Here is an 18,101-nt window from a genome sequence, read left to right as displayed (position 1 = left end):
GCTCGGGACGGCGGGCGGGCTGGCCGCCGGATGGGCGGGCGGCCGGACCGACCGCGCCCTGACCGGCCTGGCCGACCTGCTGCTGGCGGTGCCGTTCCTGCTCCAGGCGATGGTGCTGGCCGTCGCCCTGCCCGCGCCCGCCGCCGTGGTCGCCGGGACGGTCTGCGGCGGCGCCCCGCTCGGCCTGCGGGTGGTCCGCGACCTGACGCTCCGGGCGCGCCGGTCGGGCTATGTGGAGGCGGCCCGGTGCCGGGGCGAGCCCGCCGCGGTGATCCTGGCTGGCGAGGTCCTGCCGTCCCTGGCCGGTGCCGTCACCGCCGACCTGGTGGCGCGGTTCGTCCTGGCGCTGCAACTGGCGGCGGCGTTCGGGATGCTCGGCCTCGGCCCCGCGCCGCCCGCCCCCGACTGGGGGCTGATGCTGCGCGAGAACCTGCCCGGCGCGGGACTGAACCCCCTCGCGCTCGCCGCGCCCGCCACCGCGCTGGCCGTCCTCGCCGTCACGGCCGCGCTGCTGGCGCGCCCGCCCGCGCCGCGCCCGGGACGGTTGGCGACCACGGGCGAGGCGAGGCTCGCGGGCGGCGTCCTCACCGTGGCCGGTCTCACCGTGACCGACGAGGGGGGACGGCCGCTGGTCACCGGCTTCGGCCTGCGCGCCGGGCCCGGTGAGGTCGTCGCGGTCGTGGGACCGTCGGGCGGCGGCAAGACCACCGCGACGCGCGCCGTGCTCGACCTGCTGGGCCCCGGGAACCCGCGGGCCGCTCGCCGCTGGCGGCGCGCGAACGTCGGGATCGTCGAGCAGGACCCGGTCTCCTCGCTCGACCCGCTGCTGACCGTGGGGGCGGCCGTGCTCGACGGCCGTCGCGGCCGGGAGCCCGCCGCCCGGGAGGCGCTGCGGAGCCTCGGGCTCGACGCGTCCCGCCTCTGGTCGCGGCGCGCGCATCGCCTGTCGGGCGGGCAGGCGCAACGCGTCGCCCTCGCCCGCGCGCTGCTGGCCGATCCCGCGCTGCTGGTGCTCGACGAACCCACCGGCGGCCTCGACCCCGCCGCGCTGGAACTGCTGGTGGACGTCCTGGCGCGCCGCCGCGCCGACGGCCGGTCCGTCACGCTGGTGGTCACCCACGACCGCGACTTCGCGGCCCGCGTCGCCGACCGGACCGTCGACCTCACCCCGCCCGGCGTCCCCGCCGCCACACCGCCGCCCCGATCCGGCGGTGCCGGGACGGCGGAGGTCCTGGTGGCCACCGACCTCGTTCTCGCGCACGGCGGCGCGCCGCTGCTCGACGTCGGGCGGCTGGCGCTGCGGCGCGGGGAACTCGTCGCCGTCACCGGCCCGTCCGGCAGCGGCAAGAGCACGCTGCTGCGCGCCCTGGCCGGTCTGCACCCGCCGGAACGCGGCCGTCTCGTCCTGGACGGACGCGCGCGGCCGTGGCCGCTGGACCGCCGCGACCGCGCCGACCTGCGCGCGGTGCAGCTGGTCGGGCAGGACCCGGCGGGCGCTCTCAACCCCGCCCACCGGGTCGCGACCCTGCTGTCCCGGCCCCTGCGCCGGACGGCCGGGCTGACGCGGGAGCAGGCGCGCGCCCGGGTACCCGACCTGCTGCGCGCCGTCGGCCTCGACCCGGAACTGGCCGCGCGCCGTCCGGGACGGCTGTCGGGCGGCCAGCGGCAGCGCGTGGCGCTGGCCCGCGCGCTGGCCGCCGGACCCGACGTGCTGCTCGCCGACGAGATCACCGCCGCGCTGGACGCCGCGTCCGCCGCCGCGATCCTGCGGCTGCTGGCGGACCTGCGCGCCGGCGGACTGACGGTCCTGCTGGTGACGCACGACCGCGCCGTGGCGGCGTGCGCCGACCGCGTCCTGCACGTCCACGACCACACCCTCACGCGAACGGAGTCCGACAGCCGTGCCCACTGACGAACGCGCCGCCGCCCCCACCGAGGATCTCACCGACGACCTGCTGGAACCGCTCCGCCGCCATCCCTGGATCGACGACGCCCGCCTCGTCCCCGGCGGGGCCGTCGGCGTCCGCCCGGCCCCGTCCGCCCGGGAGGGGCTGGCCGAGGAGTTCCTCGACCACTGGGGCGAGGTCTACGACTGGACGTACTCCACGGCGGAGGGACGCCACGCCGATGACCTCGACCTGTCGGGATGGCGGGCCTCCGACACCGGCCGCCCGCTGCCGGTGGAGCACATGCGCGCGTGGGTGGACCACACCGTCGACCTCGTGCTCTCCCTGCGCCCGACCCGGATCCTCGAACTGGGCTGCGGCACCGGACTGCTCGCGCACCGGCTGCGCGGCCACGTCTCCGGGTACGTCGGCACGGACGTCGCCGAAGCCGCCGTGCGCGGGCCGGCCGCCGAAGCGTGGCCGGACACCGCCTTCGTCCGGGCCGCCGCCCACGAGGCCGGGTCGCCGCGGGTCCGCGCCGCCATGGAGAAGCTGGGATTCCCCGACGCCCGGCCCGACTGCGTCCTGGTGAACTCGGTGACGCAGTGCTTCCCCGGCGTCGGCTACCTGGCCGCCGTCGTCCGCGACACCGTGGACCTGGTCGCGCCGGGCGGCACGGTCGTCGTCGGCGACGTGCGGGACGCCCGCCTGCTCCCCGGCTTCTGCCGGTGGATCGAACAGGCCCGGGACCCGGGCGCCGACCCCGGCGAGCTGGGACGCCGCGCCGCGCGGCGCGCCGAACGCGACCCCGAACTGCTCTTCGACCCGCCGCTGCTCGCCGACCTGGCCGCCCGCACCGCCGCCGCGACGGGCCGGACGGTGCGGATGAGCGTGCACCCCAAGACGATGCGCGACGACACCGAGCTGACCCGCTACCGCTTCGACGCCGTCCTCCACGTCGACGCCCCGCCGGTGGACGGGCCGCCGCCGGTCCGCTGGGACGGGTCCGCCGCCCTTCTGCGGGAACGTCCGGTGCGCGTGCGCGGTGTCCCGCGTTCCGAGGTGTCGGCCGCCCGGCTGCGGGAGCTGGCGGGGCAGGGGGCCGCCGTCGTCATGGACCCCGCCGACCCCGCCGCGCTCGGCGTGGTCGCCCCGCCGGAGGCGGCGGCCGTGCCGGTGGAGGAGATCCCCGGGCGTCCGGGCACGGCCCACGACCCGTTCGTCCCGTTCACCCGTCGCCGTCTCACCGAGATCGCCCGCGCCGTCCTGCGCCGCCCCGAGCTGACGGTCGTGCTCGACTCCGAGCTGCCGGAACGCGCCGAGCGCGCGGCGGCCACCGCGACCGGCATCGTGACCGGCACCGTGACCGGCACCGTGACCGGCACGGGGGTCGGCACGGAGGTCGGCACGGATCCGGCCGGGTTGCCCGCGTTCCTGCGGCGGCTGGACGGGGTGGCGCTGCTGGCGATGGCCTCGGCGCTGCGGCCGTCCGGGCTGGCCGACCGCCCGCTCACCGCCGAGGAGATCGCCGGCGCGCTGCGCGTGGCCGGACGCCACCGCTGGATCGCGCGCCGCTGGCTCGATGTCCTGGTGGAGAACGGCATGCTCGCCCGCCGCGACGACGGGCGCTTCGGCGGACTGCGGCCGGTGGCGCGGCGCGAGGTCGCCGCCGCGGCCGACGGGCTGGCGGCGGCGGGTGGCGCGGTCGGCTACCCGCCGGAGACCTGCCGTTTCCTGCTGTCGGCGATGGCGCGGCTCCCCGAGCTGCTGCGCGACGACCTGTCGCCGCGGGCGTTGCTGTTCGGCGGCGACGACACCGGGGCCGCCGACGGCGCGTACCGGGAGAACGCCGTCAACCGCCACCTCAACGGCGCCGTCGCCGAGGTGATGCGGTGGGCGCGGGAGAACCGGCGGCACGACGGGCCGCTGCGGGTGCTGGAGCTGGGCGCGGGCGTCGGGGGAACCACGGCCGACGCGCTCGCCGCCCTGGCCGACGCCGAGATCGACTACCTGTTCACCGACGTCTCGCGCTACTTCCTGTCCCTTGGCCGGGACCGTTTCGGCGAGCGCGCGGGCGTCCGGTTCTCCCTCTTCGACATCAACGCCGACGCCGCCGCCCAAGGCGTGGAACCGGGCTTGTGCGACGTGGTGCTGTCGGCGAACGTCCTGCACAACGCCCGCCACGTGCCCGACACCCTGACGGGGCTGGGCGGCCTGCTCGCGCCCGGCGGCCTGTTCGTGTTCGTCGAGACGAGCCGTGAGCTGTATTCGATCCTCACCTCGATGCAGTTCCTCATGTCGGCGCGGCCCGGCGAGGAACGGCTGCGCCCCGGCGATCCCCGGTTCGGCGGCGACCGCGTCTTCCTGACCGACGAGGAGTGGCGCGAGCAGATGGAGGACGCGGGACTGCGGCCGTGGTTCACGTTGCCGCGCGACGCCCACCCTCTGGCGGACGCCGGGCTCAGGCTCTACGTGGCGCGCCGCTCGTAGCGGATCGACGTGGGCGGAGCCCCGAAGGCTCCGCCCACGTCCCGGTCACCGCGCGGGAGTCATGCCGAGGTCGGAGCGGAACAGGTCGCCCTCCATCCACAGCGCCGCGCGGACGCCGTCGGCGGCGCCCAGCGACACCAGGGTCGCGGCGTCGGGCACGGCCGGGAGCTTGGCGGTGTCGCCCGCCGCGGCCACCCCCGGCACGGTCGTCTCCTGCAGTTCGTTGACGCGCACGGTGCCGTCGTCGAGGATCTCGCAGCCGAGCCGGGCGGCCAGCTCGGAGTGCTGGCGGGTGGGGGCGCGGTGGTAGACCGCCTGGCGGCGCAGCGCGCTCCCGTCGGCGAAGTGGACGGTCACGTCGCCGGGCTCGCCGGACACCTCGGTGACGCGCTCGGACCGCACCTGGATGCCGCGCTCGTCGAGCTTCTTGGCGATCTCGTCGGGCAGGTCGAGCGGGCCGTGGGTGCACAGCACCACGTCGTCGCTGAACCGGTCGGCCACGTACAGCGCGAGCATCGCCTCGTGCGGCTCGGTGGTGATGACGGCGAGCGTCCTGCCCGTGGTCTCCCAGCCGTGGCAGAACGGGCAGTGGAAGACGCCGCGGCCGAACCGCTCGGCCAGGCCCGGGATGTCGTAGGGCTCGTCGACCTGCCCGGTCGCCAGCACCAGCCGCCGGGCCCGCTCCCGGGCGCCGTCGGCCAGCTCGACCTCGAAGTCGTCCTTGGCCCCCCGGGCGGCCAGCACGGTGCCCTGGCGCAGTTCCACCGAGGGGTAGGCCGCCAGCTCCTCGCGGCCGATCTCCAGCAGCCGGGCCGGGGGAAAGCCGTCCCGGCTCAGGTACATGTGCATCTCCGTGGCGGGGGCGTTGCGGACCCGGCCCCCGTCGACCACCAGCACCCGGCGGCGCTGCCGCCCGAACACCAGGGCGGCGCTCAGCCCGGCCGGCCCGCCGCCCACCACGATCACGTCGTACATGTCGCCATCCATATGGAAATGATTATCATGTTCTGAATGTCGAGGGGAGACGCCGTGGGAAACGAATCCGGCCGGTGGCTGCGCCGCCTGGCCCCGCCCCGCCCGGACGCCGGGCTCCGGCTGGTGTGCGTGCCGCACGGCGGCGGCGGGGCGAGCGCGTTCCTGGGCTGGACCGAGCTGCTGCCGCCCGGGATCGAGCTTCTCGCCGTGCAGTACCCCGGCCGCGAGGACCGCCTGGACGACCCGATGCCGCGCGCCATGGACGAGCTGGTCGCCGCGCTCACCGACGCGGTCGCGACCGTCGCGGACCGCCCGTACGCGCTGTTCGGGCACAGCATGGGCGCGACCGTCGCCTACGAGGTCGCCCAGGAGGCGCGGCGGCGCGGCCTGCGCGGGCCGGTCCACCTGGTGGCGTCCGCCCGCGAGGCCCCGCACGACGAGAAGGGCGGCGACGTGCACCGGGGCGACGACGAGGCGCTGTACGCCGAGCTGATGCGGCTCGGCGCGACCGACCCGGAGGTGCTGGCCGATCCCGGCCTCCGCGCGATGATCTTCCGGTACGTGCGCGCCGACTACCGCCTGATCGAGACCTACCGCCCGCGCCCGCTGCCGCCGCTGGACTGCCCCGTCACGGTGTTCCTGGGCGACCGCGACCCGGACCTGACGCCGGAGGAGGCGGCGCGCTGGCGGACCGCCACGCGCGCCGCGACCCGGCTGGAGGTCTTCCCCGGCGATCACTTCTACCTGGCGCCGCAGCGCCACGCGGTGCTGGCGGCGCTGCGGCGGGTGCTCACCGGGAGCGGGTGAGCTCAGCGCCGCCAGGCGTGCACGCCCGCGGGCGCGTCCGGCACGGCCGTCAGGCCCGCCGCCGCCAGCTCACCGGCCAGTCTCTCGTCGGAGACGACATGGCAGTCGAACTCGGCGGCCTCCTCGCTGACGAGCCGGTCGCCCTCCCACGTCCGGTAGGCGTTGACCCACCGGACCATGTCGTCGCCCACGACGTCGGCCCGGGTCACCGTCTCGTAGCGGCGGCGGCCCAGAACGCGGCCGGGGACCGTGGTGGGCGGTACCGGTTCGGCCTTTTGCGGGTACTGCGTCTCGACCACCAGCACGCCGCCGGGTCGCAGCCGTTCGGCCCACCGGTGCCACAGCCGGGGGCGCTGGTGCGGCGCGAAGTGCATGACCAGGTTGAGCAGCACGACCGCGTCCAGGGGGACGGGCGGCTCGGCGGTCAGGGCGTCCTCGGCCAGGACGGTCACCCGGTGGTGCGCGCCGGGGATGCGGGCCAGCCGGGTGACCAGCGCGGCCCGCATGACGCGGGCCGGCTCGATGGCGAAGATCTCGGCGTCGGCGGGCAGGAAGCCCAGCATCGCCTCGGTGAAGTGGCCGGTCCCCGCGCCGATCTCGGCGACCGAGCGCGCGTCGGGCAGCAGCGTCCGCAGCGCGCCGGCCAGGCGGTCCCAGTGGTCGCCGGGCAGGATCAGGTCGTAGTAGGGGGCGTTGACGGCGTAGCCCTCACCGCGTTCGGCCCGGTTCACCTCGTCGGTGGTCACGTTCTCGGTCACGGTCGGATGCTCCTTCTCAGCTCAGGTGGAGGCCGGTGACCAGGGGGTCGTCGGCCAGCAGGTCCGCGGTGGCGCGCGGGTCGAGCACCTCGGCGGCCAGGTGCGCGCCGGGCGGGATCCGCCCGGCCAGCAGGTCGCGGACGGCCACGGCCGCGACGACCCCGCTCAGCGCGTAGGAGTCGGGCGTGTGCAGCATCAGGCGGCGAGGGCCGCCGGACGCCGGGTCGCGAGGCACGGCCTGGAACAGCATCGTGTAGTACGGGCCGGTGGCCGCCAGGTCGGCCTCGGCGGCGGCCACCACCGCCGGAACATGCCGTTCGAGAGGCCCGTCGCCGTCCGCCCAGGCGGACGCGAGGGCGCGCGGGATCTCCTCGGTGACGTAGACGGTGTAGTTGCGCAGCTCGTCCACGCCCAGGTCGGCGGCCAGCCGGGCGGCCTCCACCGACAGGAACGGCCAGGCGTGCACCCGCCCCCGGAATCCCGGCAGGGCCACCGAACGCAGCGGACGCAGCGCGTTCGGCACGACCTCGCCGCCCCGCCACGCCGCCAGGGCGGTACCGAACCCCGGTCCCCGCGTCAGCAGGGCGTCCACCGCCGACAACGGCCCGATCGCCGCCGCGCCCCCGACGTAGACGTCCAGCCGCGCCGGCCCGCCGTCGGCCGCCAGCAGCCGGGGCAGCAGACCGGACAGCCCCGGCATCAACCCGGCGGAGAAGACCGCGGGACGGTCGGCCGCCACCGGCGCTTCGCGCAGCGCGTCCAGCGCCACCGTGTCGCCCGCCGCGTCGACGTACCCCGCCCCGGCCGCCAGCGCGGCCCGCGCCACCCGGTCCAGCACCCGGTACGACGGCCCCGCGCAGTTGACCACCACGTCGCAGCCGTCGCAGAACGCGCGCAGCCCGGCGTCGTCGGCGAGGTCGACGCGCACCGCCTCGACGACGGCCCCCGGCACGTCCGCGCGCGCCTTGGCGCACACCGCGGCGGCCCGTTCCCGGTCGCGTCCGCCGATCCGCAGCGTTCCCGGCCGCCGGGCGGCCAGCCGGTCGACGACGACCCCGCCGACGGCGCCCGCGCCGCCCAGCACCCCGATCACGGTCATTGCGCCGCGCCCCGCTCCCGCACGGCCTCGGCCAGGCCCGCGACGGTCGGCGCGTCCAGGAACCGGCGGACCCGCATGGCCACGCCCACGTCCTTGGCCAGCCGCGCCAGGGTCCGCACCGCCAGCAGCGAGTCGCCGCCCACGGAGAAGAACGACGTGGCGCGGTCCAGCACGGGCACGTCGAGGATCTCCTCCCACAGCAGCGCGATCCGCTGCTCCAGCTCGTCGCGCGGCGGTCCGGCCGCCACGGCGGTCTCCGCCGCGGCCGGGCCGCCGAGCGACAGCCGTCCGTCGCGCGGCGCGTCCACCGCGCCCGGCAGCTCCACGACCCGCTCCCAGCCGGAGCCGTCGGCCAGCGCCTCGACCAGCTCCACCAGCCCGCGGAACGCCGCGTCGACCTGATCGGCCTCGAACACCTCGGCGACCAGGGAGAACGCGAAGACCATCTCGGCGTTCATCTCCCAGAACCGCGCCTCCAGCGCCACCTGCGGCGTGCGGAGCTGGTGGTAGAAGTCGGCGAAGTCGAGCTCGCCGAGCGGCCCGGCCGACCGGGCCTGCCGTTCCCCGACCGCCGCGTCCATGCCCAGGGTGCTCTGGAACACCACCGGCGCGACGGGCCGGGTGGTGCCGCGCCGCCGCGCCAGCTCGCGCGCCACCTCCACGCCGGAGATCAGGCTGTGCCCGGCGTGCTCGCCGAACGACCGCTGCCGCTCGACCGCCAGCTCCGCGAACGTGCGGCCGGCGTCCAGCGCGACCGGCACCAGCAGCGTGGAGGCGAACGCCCCGATCGTGCGGTGGATGTCGGGGTGCAGCGGCAACCGGTTGAGCTGCAACGTGTTGAGCAGCATGCGCCGGTGCCCGGCCCAGCGCGCCAGAACGACGGAGAACGCGGTGAGCATCGCCGCCGAGGGGGTGACGCCGTGCGCGGCGCACGCCTCCCGCAGCGCGGCCCAGCGCGCCGCGTCCAGCCGCGCCTCCCGGGTGTCCATCAGCGTCGGCGCCACGTCCCGGGGGTCGGCGCGCAGCGGCAGGGCGGGCGGCGGCGGGGCGTCGTCGAGCCGGTCCCACCACCAGTCGCGGTCGGCCGCCCACTGCCCGGTCGCGCGCAGCCGCCCGATCGAGGTGACGTAGTCGCCGAAGTCGACCTCCAGCGGCGCCGGGACGGCGTTCCAGTCGGCGGCCAGCGCCAGCAGCTCGCGGTTGAGCAGCGTGGCCGACCAGCCGTCCATCGCGATCAGGCTCATGGCGGTGTGCAGGCGGCCCCGGTCGCCCGGCAGCAGGGTGAGCCGCACGTCCAGCCCCGGGCCGGTCAGCGGGTCCGGGCCGGTCGTGGCCATCTCGTGCCGCACGGTCTCCAGCGTGGCGCGGATCTCCTCCTCGCCCGCCCCGCGCAGGTCGTGGACCCGGGGGCGCGGGATCGCGCCGGGCGCGTCGGGCGGCAGGACGTGCTGCATGCCGTCGGGCGTGATCCGGGCGCGCAGGGTCGGCTGGTGGAGCGCCAGCCGGTGCAGCGCGTCGGCGAGGGTCTCCTCGGCCTCGTCGGCGTCCATGTCCCGCAGGGCCATGTCGCCGTAGAAGTGCGCCGAGTCGTAGGACAGCTCCCAGCCGTCGTGCTGGCCCACGAAGTAGCCCTGTTGCAGCGGCATCAGCGGGAACGGCGCGTCGGGGTCGGGCCGCCGCCGGATGTCCACCGGGAGGGCCCGTCCGGCCGTGCCGCCGTCGCCGCCGCGCCGCGCCACCAGGTCGGCCAGCGCCGACAGGGTGATCTCCACGGTGACGTCCGACAGCGCCAGCTCCACCCCCAGACGCTTGCGGACCAGCGCCGACATCCGCACGGCCAGCACGGAGTCGCCGCCGAGCCGCAGGAAGCTCGCGTCGGGGCCGATCTCGCCGGGGTCGAGGCCGAGCAGTTCGGCCCAGATCCGCGTGAGATCCCGGGCGGGGGAGGGGAGGGGGGTCATGGTGCTCCTCACGGGTTGCGTGCGGCGACGAACAGGCGCTGTGAGAACGCCGCCAGGGGGTGGTCGACGGGGGGAAGGTCGAGGCGCGGCGTCAGCCCGGCGGCGGCCAGGGAGTCCCGCCACTCCTCGCGGGTGAGATAGGTGCGGTCGGTTCCGGCGCGGGTGTCGCGGCGTTCGGGACGGGTGCCGCCGGGACGCGCCGACAGCAGGAACGGCATCGAGGTCAGCGACTGGTGGTGCTCCCGGCACGTCTCGACGAGCAGCAGCGCGCCGCCGGGCGCCAGCAGGCCGCGGATCCGCGCGAGCAGTTCGCCGACATGGGGGGCGTTGTGCGCCGCGTTCACCGCGATGACCAGGTCGAACGGTCCCGGGCCGCACTGCGCGGCGAGATCCTGGGAGAAGTCGAGAACCTCGGCCCGCAGGAACGCGTACCCGCCGAACCGCACGCGCGCCTCCTCCAGGAAGAACGCCGACAGGTCGGTGAACAGGTACTCGGTGGCGCACCCGCGCAGAACGGGCAGCAGCCCGACCGTCAGCGACCCGGTGCCCGCGCCCAGCTCCAGGGTCCGGCCGGGTGCCAGCCGCCGCACGTACTCGACGGCGGCGGCGTTGAGATAGGCGTTGACGAGGTTGTCGCGGTACGCGGCGGCGGCGACGCCGAACTCCCCGTCCGGGAACAGCAGCGTCTGCGCGCTCACCTCGTCGCGCAACTGCTCGGGCAGCAGGCGCAGCGACTCCAGCAGGTACCGGGTCAGCGTCTCGGGGTAGCCGAGCCCGCGCCGCGCACGGTCCAGGGTGTCCCGGACAGCGGCCAGCTCGGCGCGCCGGTAACGCCGTGGACGGTGGTACCGCCCAGGGGCGGAGGACTCCACCAGCGCCTCGTCCGCCAGGACCGTCAGCCAGCGGCCCGGTATCCAACGGTGCCGGGGCGCCGCGCCCAGCGCGTCCGCGACCTGGTCGGCCGTCCACGGCCCGCCTTCGGGCAGCCTCGAACCGAGGAAGGCGGCGATGCCGGTCAGCACGGCCAGGTCGAGGCGGCGGACGTCGCCGGGGACGTCGCCCAGCGGGGTGTTCCCGAGCGCGGCCAGCCCGGCCCGATGCGCCGTCACGGCCGGGCCGGGCCCTGGGCCAGCCGCGCGGCCAGCGCGGGCGTGGCGAGGGCGTCGGGTTCGGCGAGCATCATCATCACGTCGAAGAAGACCCGGTTGACCTCGGCGTCGACCATCGCCAGCTCCAGCAGCCGCCCCATGCGCCCGGCCTCGCGCCGCGCCCGCTCGTCCACGGGCGCCTCGCCCAGATAGGCCAGGTCGGCGCCGACGGCGATCCGCCAGGCCCGGTCGTTGCCCGCCGCCGTCTCCTTCTGGAGCGCGGCGCAGTCGTCCACGCCCTCGTCGAGCAGCGCGCGCAGCCGCCGCGCCGTCATCGCCGCGACCGACATGCCCTGCGCGTAGACCGGGTTGAGCGCGCACGCGGCGTCGCCGACCACCAGCAGCCCCTGCGGCCAGCGGGGCAGATCCTCGAAGTGGCGGCGTTCGTTGGCCATGTGCCGGAAACCGTGGACCGGCCCCAGGGGCTCGGCGTCCCGGACCACGTCGTGCAGCACGGGATGCCGCAGGCTCGCGGCGAACGCCAGGAAACCGTCCTCGTCCGTCGGCGGGTGGTCGCCGAGGTACCCGTACAGCGACACCAGCCAGCGGCCGCCCTCCACCTGCACCAGGGCACCACCGCGCGTCGGCTGCCCGGGCCCCGGCTGGATCGAGATCACCCGCCATTCGTCGGCGAACCCCTCGGGAACGGCGTAGCAGCGGCTGGCATACCCGGCGCGGGAGTCCACCAGCGTCGTTCCGGTCTCGCCGTGGCCGAGAGCGGCGAGCCACCGCGCGGCGTGGGAGCGGCGCCCCGACGCGTCCACCACCAGATCGGCCGTGACCTCCTCGGCGCCGCTCCCATCGCGCCGGGCCACGCGCACACCCGTGACGCGTTCGTCGTCGGCGACCAGGCCCGTCACCTCCAGCCGGTCGCGGACCACCATGTCCGGCAGGCCCGACACCCGGCGGCGGAGGACCCACTCCACCAGCTCGCGGCTCGCCGACGGGACGGTGTGGGACGGCGGGAACCGGTGGCACCATCCCGCCGGGCTCAGCCACAGATGGTCGTAGGGGGTGCGCAACGGCACCGCCCCCGCCGCGTACAACCCGTCGGTGAATCCGGGCAACAGATCGTCCAACGCGCGTTGCCCGGCACCCATCAGCGAATGCAGATGACGGCTCTGCGGCACCCCGGCACGGAAGGCCGCGCCGTCGGCCGACGCGTCACGTTCGACGACGGTCACCCGCCGGAAGCGACCGGCCAGCGCCCCCGCCACGGCGAGCCCCGCGATGCCACCGCCGATGACGACGGCGTGCTGTCTGCGTTCCATGACGCTCCTCAACAAGGTCGGGATCAGATCGGCGGAGCGGTCCGGCAGGAGCCGCACACGCCGTAGACCTCTTCGATCAGGAAGGCGGCGGCCTCCGGCGGCCCGGCGAACCGGTCGCGCAGCCGCACCGGTTCGGCCTCCAGCACCAGCCCGCAGGCGCGGCACACCAGATGCGCGTGCCGCTCGTCGCCGCAGGCCAGATAGACGGTCTCGCCGCCGTGTTCCAGGGCGTGCACCAGCCCGCCCTGGGCCAGGACCGCAAGCGTGCGGTAGGTGGTGGTCAGGCTGATGGCGGTACCTTCCGCGCGCAGGCTGCTGTAGAGGTCGTGCGCGCTGCACGGCCCGTCCTGCCGCTCCAGGGCCGCGAGCACCGCCAGCCGCCGCGGCGTGGCGGAGATGCCACGGGCTCGCAGCTCGCGAGGGTCACCGGTCACGGCTGGCGGCCTCAGCGGCCCTGCCTGCGAGTACCGCGCCAGGGAGGCGGTCATGGGACGGAACCGGCATCTTCCGGGCGTGTCGAGCACTCCTGCCCGGGCGCGCCCGCCGGAGCCGTCCGATGCCCTCGAAACCGGCAGGCGTCACGTCGGAGCGGTGGGTCGACCTGCGCCACCGAACGTGGCGGTCTCGGGACACGCTCATGCGGTCTCCATCCGGGGGGACATATTCGGAGATGATAATCATTATCACTATCGCATCGCCATACCGGCGTCGATGGCGCCCGGAGGCGCGGAGAGGCCGTGTCAGGCGCGCGGGCAGGTCGGAGGGGATGACGCACGACGACACGAGCCTGTCGACTGGTTCTTGGGCGGATCGCTGCGTGCGGGTCCGATCCGCCGCGGCGGACGGCGGCGAGCGCTTTCGTGTCGGCCGAGATGCCGTGAGCCGGACGGAACGGTGGAGCTCAGGTCACCGGCTTTGTCGCGGGCCCGGAGCGTAGGAGGGGGCAGCGCCATCGCACGGGCGTTCCTGATGGCCCTGGCCGGCTGCTTCTGCTGCCGGACGGTCACTCCGGTGACGCCGCGGCTGCGGATCTTGCCGCGGTCGGAGACGATCGGCTTGGGATACCGTCCGGTACGGCGGGGCCAGGGCGTGGTCGCGCGCTTTCCTTCCTGCGCTTTCGCTGGGTGCGGCCTTTCGGGGTGCGGAACGGGGCGAAGGGTATGCCCCGTCCTCATGTCACATCGCGCAGTGCCGGGGGTGGGGTGGCAGAGCCGGGAACGGGAGCAACGGACGGCGGCCCCTGATGCCGTTGGCTGCAATCGTCACCCGCACCGGGGCGTCGAGGTCCAGGGGCCGGTGTCGCGGTAGCGGCTGTCGCCTGGCCAATGGCGGTGGACTTCACCATCGCGCGAGCCCACCAAGGCGCCGCCGGAGCACCAGAAGCAGGTGCCGCCACCACGCGCTCGGACGATCACAAGGTGGGCTGACCAGCGAACTTCACCTGGCCTGCGATGGGCGCGACCGACCATCGGCACTGGTGGTGACCGGCGGCAACGCCAACGACCGCATCGTGTTCACAGTGCGCGCGGTGCCGACGTGGGGACGAGCAGCACCGACAGGACGGTCCTGGCGGGTGGCGCGCCGGAGATGCGGGCCAGGACGAGGGCCAGGACGAGGGCCAGGTCGGCGCGGCTCGGTGACGAACCATTGGCGGCCGAGGGCGTCTGCCCCGACCCGGATCTGTACGCCCGGTTCCGGGCGCACCGCTGCGCCGATCCCGGCCGCGTCGCGGTCGTCGGCGAGACGGGACGCTCACCTGCGCCGAGCTGGACCGGCTGGTCCGGGCCGCCGCGGCGGGACTGCGGCGGCTGGGCGTCGGCGTCCAGCTGCCCAACGGCCGGGACGCGGTCGTCGCCGAGCCGGGGGCGGCGGCCGCGGGCGCGGTGGCGTTGCCGTTCCCGGTCGGCCGGGGCGCCGCCGGGCCGCAGGACCCTCCGCCGGACGGCGTGCCCTGGACGGACCTGGCCGGCGCCGACGGCCGCGACTTCGTCCCCGCCCGGCCCCGACGGGGCCGCCCGGATCCTGGCTCCTCCGGCTCGGAGGCCGAGCCCAAGATGGTCGCCTACTTCCACGACGCCCTGGCGGTGGCGTCCGTGGTGCCCATCGCCGCGATGGCCACGCCAGAGACCACAAACGCCTCGCCGAGGGGATGATCCTCAGCGAGGCGCTGGTAGTAGTGGAGGATGAGGGATCTGAATCCTCGATGGGCGTGAAACCACACCGCATTAGCAGTGCCGCATCCTGCGTGTTATGAGATGTTCTGTCGTATCCCGTGTTCCTGCTTCCGCAGGTCAGACGTCTCGTGGGTGCATCATCCGCCATGATCCCTTGCAGTTCGTGCCCACCGGCACGCTGGGCAGTCGCGCAGAGGTACGCCTCCGGCGGTCACATAGAGTGATGATATGAAGTCCTCTCGTGATCGACGGCTCTTTGGCGTGGAGAGCGACCGCCGGTCCTTGGGGTCTCAAGCTTCCATGGTTTCCCCAGGAAGTTCCTCACCATCTGTGGCTTTATCTGCTACGTATCTCCGCAATCGCCTCATCCTGGTGCGGGAGGAGTGGCGCGACGAGCAGGTGGCATCCGTCCTTGTGGCGAACGTGCTGCCCGCACGAGGCGTCCTTATGGGCGGAACTGCGCGCAACCCTCTTTCGTCCCTGTAAAGGATGCGCTAATATCACCGTCAGGTGAGCCGGGAAGTCTGGTCGGCATTGGGAGACGTGCTGTTGGGGTGCGTCCACGGCCGACGGGGACCTGATGGCACCTTCATCTCGAACCTCACTCATGCGCTGCGTGCTGTTGGCGCGCGCCTTCCCTGATAGTCCGTGACCGCGTTCGGCCGCGGACTCTTGCTCTGAAGACTCCGCTGTCTTTCTCACAAGCCGGGTAGCCGCATTCCCTGCGGTCGCCATTGGCTCGACGACTGCTGCCATAAATGCGGAAGAGCGTGTTTGTCATGGGTGAATTCCTGGACGCCGCGCTCGGTTTTCCGGCCGTTCTTTTCAGCTTCGTGCTGATGGTCGTGGCCGGGTACTGGGTGCTGGTGTTGTTCGGGGCGTTGGGGACCGACGCCCTCGACGTCGACGCCGATGCGGGGGCTGGCGACGGCGGCGAGGGCGGCGGTCTCGGCGACCTGATGGCCTGGGCCGGGCTCGGCGGTGTGCCGGTGACGGTCGCGCTGTCGCTGCTGGTGGCGCTGGCCTGGTTCCTCAGCCTGGTGGGCCAGGTGCTGGTGGGCGTTGCGCATGCCTGGGTGACGGTGCCGGTGCTGGTGGCGGCGGTGGCCGGGGCCTGGCTCGTGACGCGGGCGCTGGTGCGGCCGTTGCGCAGGGTGTTCCCCGCGGACGTCGCGCCGTCGCGCCGCGACTTCGTCGGCCGCCTCTGCGTCGTCCGGACCGGACGGGTGACGGCCGGCTTCGGGCAGGCCGAGGTCACCGCCGCCGACGGTTCGACGGCCGTGGTGCAGATCCGCGTACCTGACGGCGACGCGGTGGCGCTCCTGTCCGGCGCCACCGCTCTGATCTTCGACTACGACGCGATCGGCGAGGTCTTCCTGGTCATGCCGTACGACACGGCGCTCGACCCGGGCCGCTGACCTCCCCGCGTCCTCTCCTTTCCCCTCACAGACGGGACTTTTCGATGGATGCCCTGACCATAGGGATCGGCGTGCTGGTGGCGTTGGCGCTGCTGGTGGCGCTCGGCCTGGTGCTGGTGGTGACGCGGTTGTTCCGCAAGGTGCCGCAGGGCCAGGCGCTGATCATCTCCAAGACGCGGTCGGTGGACGTGACGTTCACCGGCGCGGTGGTGCTGCCGGTGCTGCACAAGGCCGAGGTGATGGACATCTCGGTGAAGACGATCGAGATCGAGCGCACCGGCCGCGACGGCCTGATCTGCAAGGACAACATCCGCGCCGACATCCGCATCACGTTCTTCGTGCGGGTCAACAAGACCGCCGAGGACGTCATCAAGGTCGCCCAGGCGATCGGCGCACAGCGAGCCAGCAACCAGGAGACGTTGCAGGAGCTGTTCGCCGCCAAGTTCTCCGAGGCGCTGAAGACCGTCGGCAAGCACCTGGACTTCGAGGACCTCTACACCCGGCGCAACGAGTTCCGTGACCACATCATCGAGGTCATCGGTACCGACCTGAACGGCTACAGCCTGGAGGACGCGGCGATCGACCACCTGGAGCAGACGCCGCTGCTGTCGCTGGACAAGAACAACATCCTCGACGCCCAGGGCATCCGGAAGATCACCGAGCTGACCGCGATCCAGCATGTGGCGACCAACGAGCACGCCCGCACCGAGGAGAAGGAGATCACCCGGCAGAACGTCGAGGCGCGCGAGGCGATCCTGGAGCTGGAGCGCCGCCAGGCCGACGCCGAGATCCGCCAGCGGCGCGAGGTCGAGACGGTGCGGGCCCGCGAGCAGGCCGAGATCGAACGCGTCCAGGCCGAGGAGCGGCTGCGCGCCCAGACCGCGCACATCCGCACCGACGAGCAGCTCGGCGTGCAGACCGAGAACAAGAACCGTGAGATCGCCGTCGCCGAGAAGAACCGCGAACGCGTCATCGCCATCGAGTCGGAGCGGATCGCGAAGGACCGGCTGCTGGAGGTCATCGCCCGCGAACGTGAGACCGGCCTGACCCGGATCGCCGCCGACAAGGAGATCGAGGGCGAGAAGCGGGAGATCGCCGACGTGGTCCGGGAGCGGATCGCGGTGGAGCGGACCGTGGCCGAGCAGGAGGAGTCCATCAAGCGGCTGCGCGCCACCGAGGAGGCCGAGCGCGAACGCCAGCAGATCATCATCCGTGCCGAGGCCGAGGCGCAGGAGAACCTGGTCAAGGACATCAAGGCCGCCGAGGCGGCCGAGGCCGCCGCCCGGCACCGGGCGCGCGAGCGGCTGGTGCTGGCCGAGGCGCGGCAGCAGACCGCCGAGCTGGAGGCCACCGCCAAGAGGACCCTGGCCGAGGGCGTCCAGGCCGAGGCCGCCGCGCCCGGCCTGGCCGAGGTGCGGGTGCGCGAGCGTGACGCCGAGGCGATCGAGAAGGTCGGCCGCGCCAACGCCGCCGCCGCGCAGGAGCTCGCGCTGGCCGAGGCCGAGGCGATCCGCGCCAAGCTCAAGGCCGAGGCCGAGGGGCTGACCGACAAGGCCGCCGCGATGGCCGCGCTCGACGACGCCACCCGCCAGCACGAGGAGTACCGGCTGCGGCTGGAGGCGGAGAAGGACCTGCGGCTGGCCGGGCTGGAGACCCAGCGGCGGGTCGCCGAGGCGCAGGCCAGGATCGTGGCGACCGGGCTGGAGAAGGCCGACATCGACATCGTCGGCGGCGACAGTGTGTTCTTCGACCGGCTCGTCGGCTCGATCGCGCTCGGCAAGAGCGTGGACGGGTTCGTGAACGGCTCGCAGGTCGTCCAGGGGGTGGCCGGGCCGTGGCTGGACGGCACCGGCAGCCTCACCGACGACCTGGGCAGGCTGCTGGGATCGCTGGACGCCTCGGGCGTTCGGGACCTGACCCTGTCGGCGCTGCTGCTGCGGCTGATCAAGGCGGGCGGCCCCGAGACCGGACGTCTCCGGGAGCTGCTGGACACCGCGCGCGAGCTGGGCGTCGCCGACGCCCCGCTGAACGCCGCCCCGCCGACCGCCACCGCGGCCAACGGCGCCGTCCCCGCCCAGAACTGACGACCCCTGACACGGCGGCGTTCCGCGGAC

14 protein-coding genes are annotated in these 18,101 nt (G+C 74.6%); 5 read left to right on the top strand and 9 right to left on the bottom strand.

From position 1 onward, the window contains the following. On the top strand, positions 1 to 1,912 hold a 1,912-nt coding region (locus tag AKI01S_RS11645; RefSeq protein ID WP_245681579.1), incomplete at its 5' end, for an ATP-binding cassette domain-containing protein. Then, the gene (locus AKI01S_RS11640) at positions 1,902 to 4,376 is read left to right on the top strand and encodes a methyltransferase (protein WP_067814921.1); all 2,475 of its coding nucleotides are present in this window, start codon (positions 1,902 to 1,904) and stop codon (positions 4,374 to 4,376) included. The genes AKI01S_RS11645 and AKI01S_RS11640, both read left to right, overlap by 11 nt. A gap of 45 nt (positions 4,377 to 4,421) precedes the next feature. On the opposite strand, the gene AKI01S_RS11635 is transcribed toward AKI01S_RS11640, so the two are convergent. Continuing rightward, positions 4,422 to 5,363, bottom strand: coding sequence for an NAD(P)/FAD-dependent oxidoreductase (locus tag AKI01S_RS11635; protein ID WP_245681578.1), 942 nt, complete (start codon positions 5,361 to 5,363; stop codon positions 4,422 to 4,424). A gap of 42 nt (positions 5,364 to 5,405) precedes the next feature. On the opposite strand from AKI01S_RS11635, the gene AKI01S_RS11630 reads away from it, so the two are divergent. Beyond that, positions 5,406 to 6,158 (top strand): thioesterase II family protein, encoded by a 753-nt coding sequence (locus AKI01S_RS11630; protein ID WP_245681577.1) that lies wholly within the window; start codon positions 5,406 to 5,408, stop codon positions 6,156 to 6,158. A 2-nt stretch (positions 6,159 to 6,160) separates the two neighbouring features. On the opposite strand, the gene AKI01S_RS11625 is transcribed toward AKI01S_RS11630, so the two are convergent. The 8 genes from AKI01S_RS11625 to AKI01S_RS52765 form a co-directional block, all read right to left on the bottom strand. Further along, on the bottom strand, positions 6,161 to 6,916 hold the full coding sequence (locus AKI01S_RS11625) for a class I SAM-dependent methyltransferase (protein ID WP_067814913.1): 756 nt from the start codon (positions 6,914 to 6,916) through the stop codon (positions 6,161 to 6,163). A 16-nt stretch (positions 6,917 to 6,932) separates the two neighbouring features. Continuing rightward, positions 6,933 to 8,015: a saccharopine dehydrogenase NADP-binding domain-containing protein gene (locus AKI01S_RS11620; RefSeq protein WP_067814910.1), complete on the bottom strand. Its 1,083-nt coding sequence runs from the start codon at positions 8,013 to 8,015 to the stop codon at positions 6,933 to 6,935. Beyond that, positions 8,012 to 9,976 carry a phosphopantetheine-binding protein gene (locus tag AKI01S_RS11615; RefSeq protein WP_067814906.1) on the bottom strand — a complete coding sequence of 655 codons (1,965 nt, stop codon included), beginning with the start codon at positions 9,974 to 9,976 and terminating at the stop codon, positions 8,012 to 8,014. The genes AKI01S_RS11620 and AKI01S_RS11615 overlap by 4 nt, the downstream gene beginning before the upstream one ends. An 8-nt stretch (positions 9,977 to 9,984) precedes the next feature. Continuing rightward, entirely contained in the window at positions 9,985 to 11,085 is a 1,101-nt protein-coding gene (locus AKI01S_RS51655; RefSeq protein WP_067814904.1) for a class I SAM-dependent methyltransferase, read from the bottom strand. Beyond that, on the bottom strand, positions 11,082 to 12,395 hold the full coding sequence (locus tag AKI01S_RS11605; protein WP_067814901.1) for an FAD-dependent oxidoreductase: 1,314 nt from the start codon (positions 12,393 to 12,395) through the stop codon (positions 11,082 to 11,084). The genes AKI01S_RS51655 and AKI01S_RS11605 overlap by 4 nt, the downstream gene beginning before the upstream one ends. Before the next feature lie 23 nt (positions 12,396 to 12,418). Then, positions 12,419 to 12,829, bottom strand: a complete 411-nt coding sequence (locus AKI01S_RS11600) for a Fur family transcriptional regulator (protein WP_169813945.1) — start codon at positions 12,827 to 12,829, stop codon at positions 12,419 to 12,421. Between the two features lie 306 nt (positions 12,830 to 13,135). Next, positions 13,136 to 13,570, bottom strand: a complete 435-nt coding sequence (rpsR, locus tag AKI01S_RS54830) for a bS18 family ribosomal protein (protein ID WP_083999372.1) — start codon at positions 13,568 to 13,570, stop codon at positions 13,136 to 13,138. Between the two features lie 339 nt (positions 13,571 to 13,909). After that, positions 13,910 to 14,467, bottom strand: coding sequence for a hypothetical protein (locus AKI01S_RS52765; protein ID WP_218009637.1), 558 nt, complete (start codon positions 14,465 to 14,467; stop codon positions 13,910 to 13,912). Positions 14,468 to 15,348: 881 nt separating this feature from the next. Between AKI01S_RS52765 and AKI01S_RS11590 the strand changes: the two genes are divergently transcribed. After that, positions 15,349 to 15,987 carry an OB-fold-containig protein gene (locus AKI01S_RS11590; RefSeq protein WP_067814894.1) on the top strand — a complete coding sequence of 213 codons (639 nt, stop codon included), beginning with the start codon at positions 15,349 to 15,351 and terminating at the stop codon, positions 15,985 to 15,987. Between the two features lie 44 nt (positions 15,988 to 16,031). After that, positions 16,032 to 18,071, top strand: a complete 2,040-nt coding sequence (locus tag AKI01S_RS11585) for a flotillin family protein (RefSeq protein ID WP_067814891.1) — start codon at positions 16,032 to 16,034, stop codon at positions 18,069 to 18,071. Positions 18,072 to 18,101: the final 30 nt, after the last annotated feature.

Origin of the sequence: Actinomadura kijaniata NBRC 14229 (assembly GCF_001552175.1) — a bacterium.
In the GTDB taxonomy this organism is placed as follows: Bacteria; Actinomycetota; Actinomycetes; order Streptosporangiales; family Streptosporangiaceae; genus Spirillospora; species Spirillospora kijaniata.
Note: the sequence above shows the minus strand (reverse complement) of the source record. Positions and strands in the feature narration are given on the sequence as shown.

Coding starts and splice junctions, on each gene's coding strand:
- AKI01S_RS11635 (WP_245681578.1), bottom strand. CDS start 5,363: ATGGATGGCGACATGTACGACGTGATCGTGGTGGGCGGCGGGCCGGCC.
- AKI01S_RS11620 (WP_067814910.1), bottom strand. CDS start 8,015: ATGACCGTGATCGGGGTGCTGGGCGGCGCGGGCGCCGTCGGCGGGGTC.
- AKI01S_RS11615 (WP_067814906.1), bottom strand. CDS start 9,976: ATGACCCCCCTCCCCTCCCCCGCCCGGGATCTCACGCGGATCTGGGCC.
- AKI01S_RS11605 (WP_067814901.1), bottom strand. CDS start 12,395: ATGGAACGCAGACAGCACGCCGTCGTCATCGGCGGTGGCATCGCGGGG.
- rpsR (WP_083999372.1), bottom strand. CDS start 13,570: ATGAGGACGGGGCATACCCTTCGCCCCGTTCCGCACCCCGAAAGGCCG.
- AKI01S_RS11590 (WP_067814894.1), top strand. CDS start 15,349: ATGGGTGAATTCCTGGACGCCGCGCTCGGTTTTCCGGCCGTTCTTTTC.
- AKI01S_RS11585 (WP_067814891.1), top strand. CDS start 16,032: ATGGATGCCCTGACCATAGGGATCGGCGTGCTGGTGGCGTTGGCGCTG.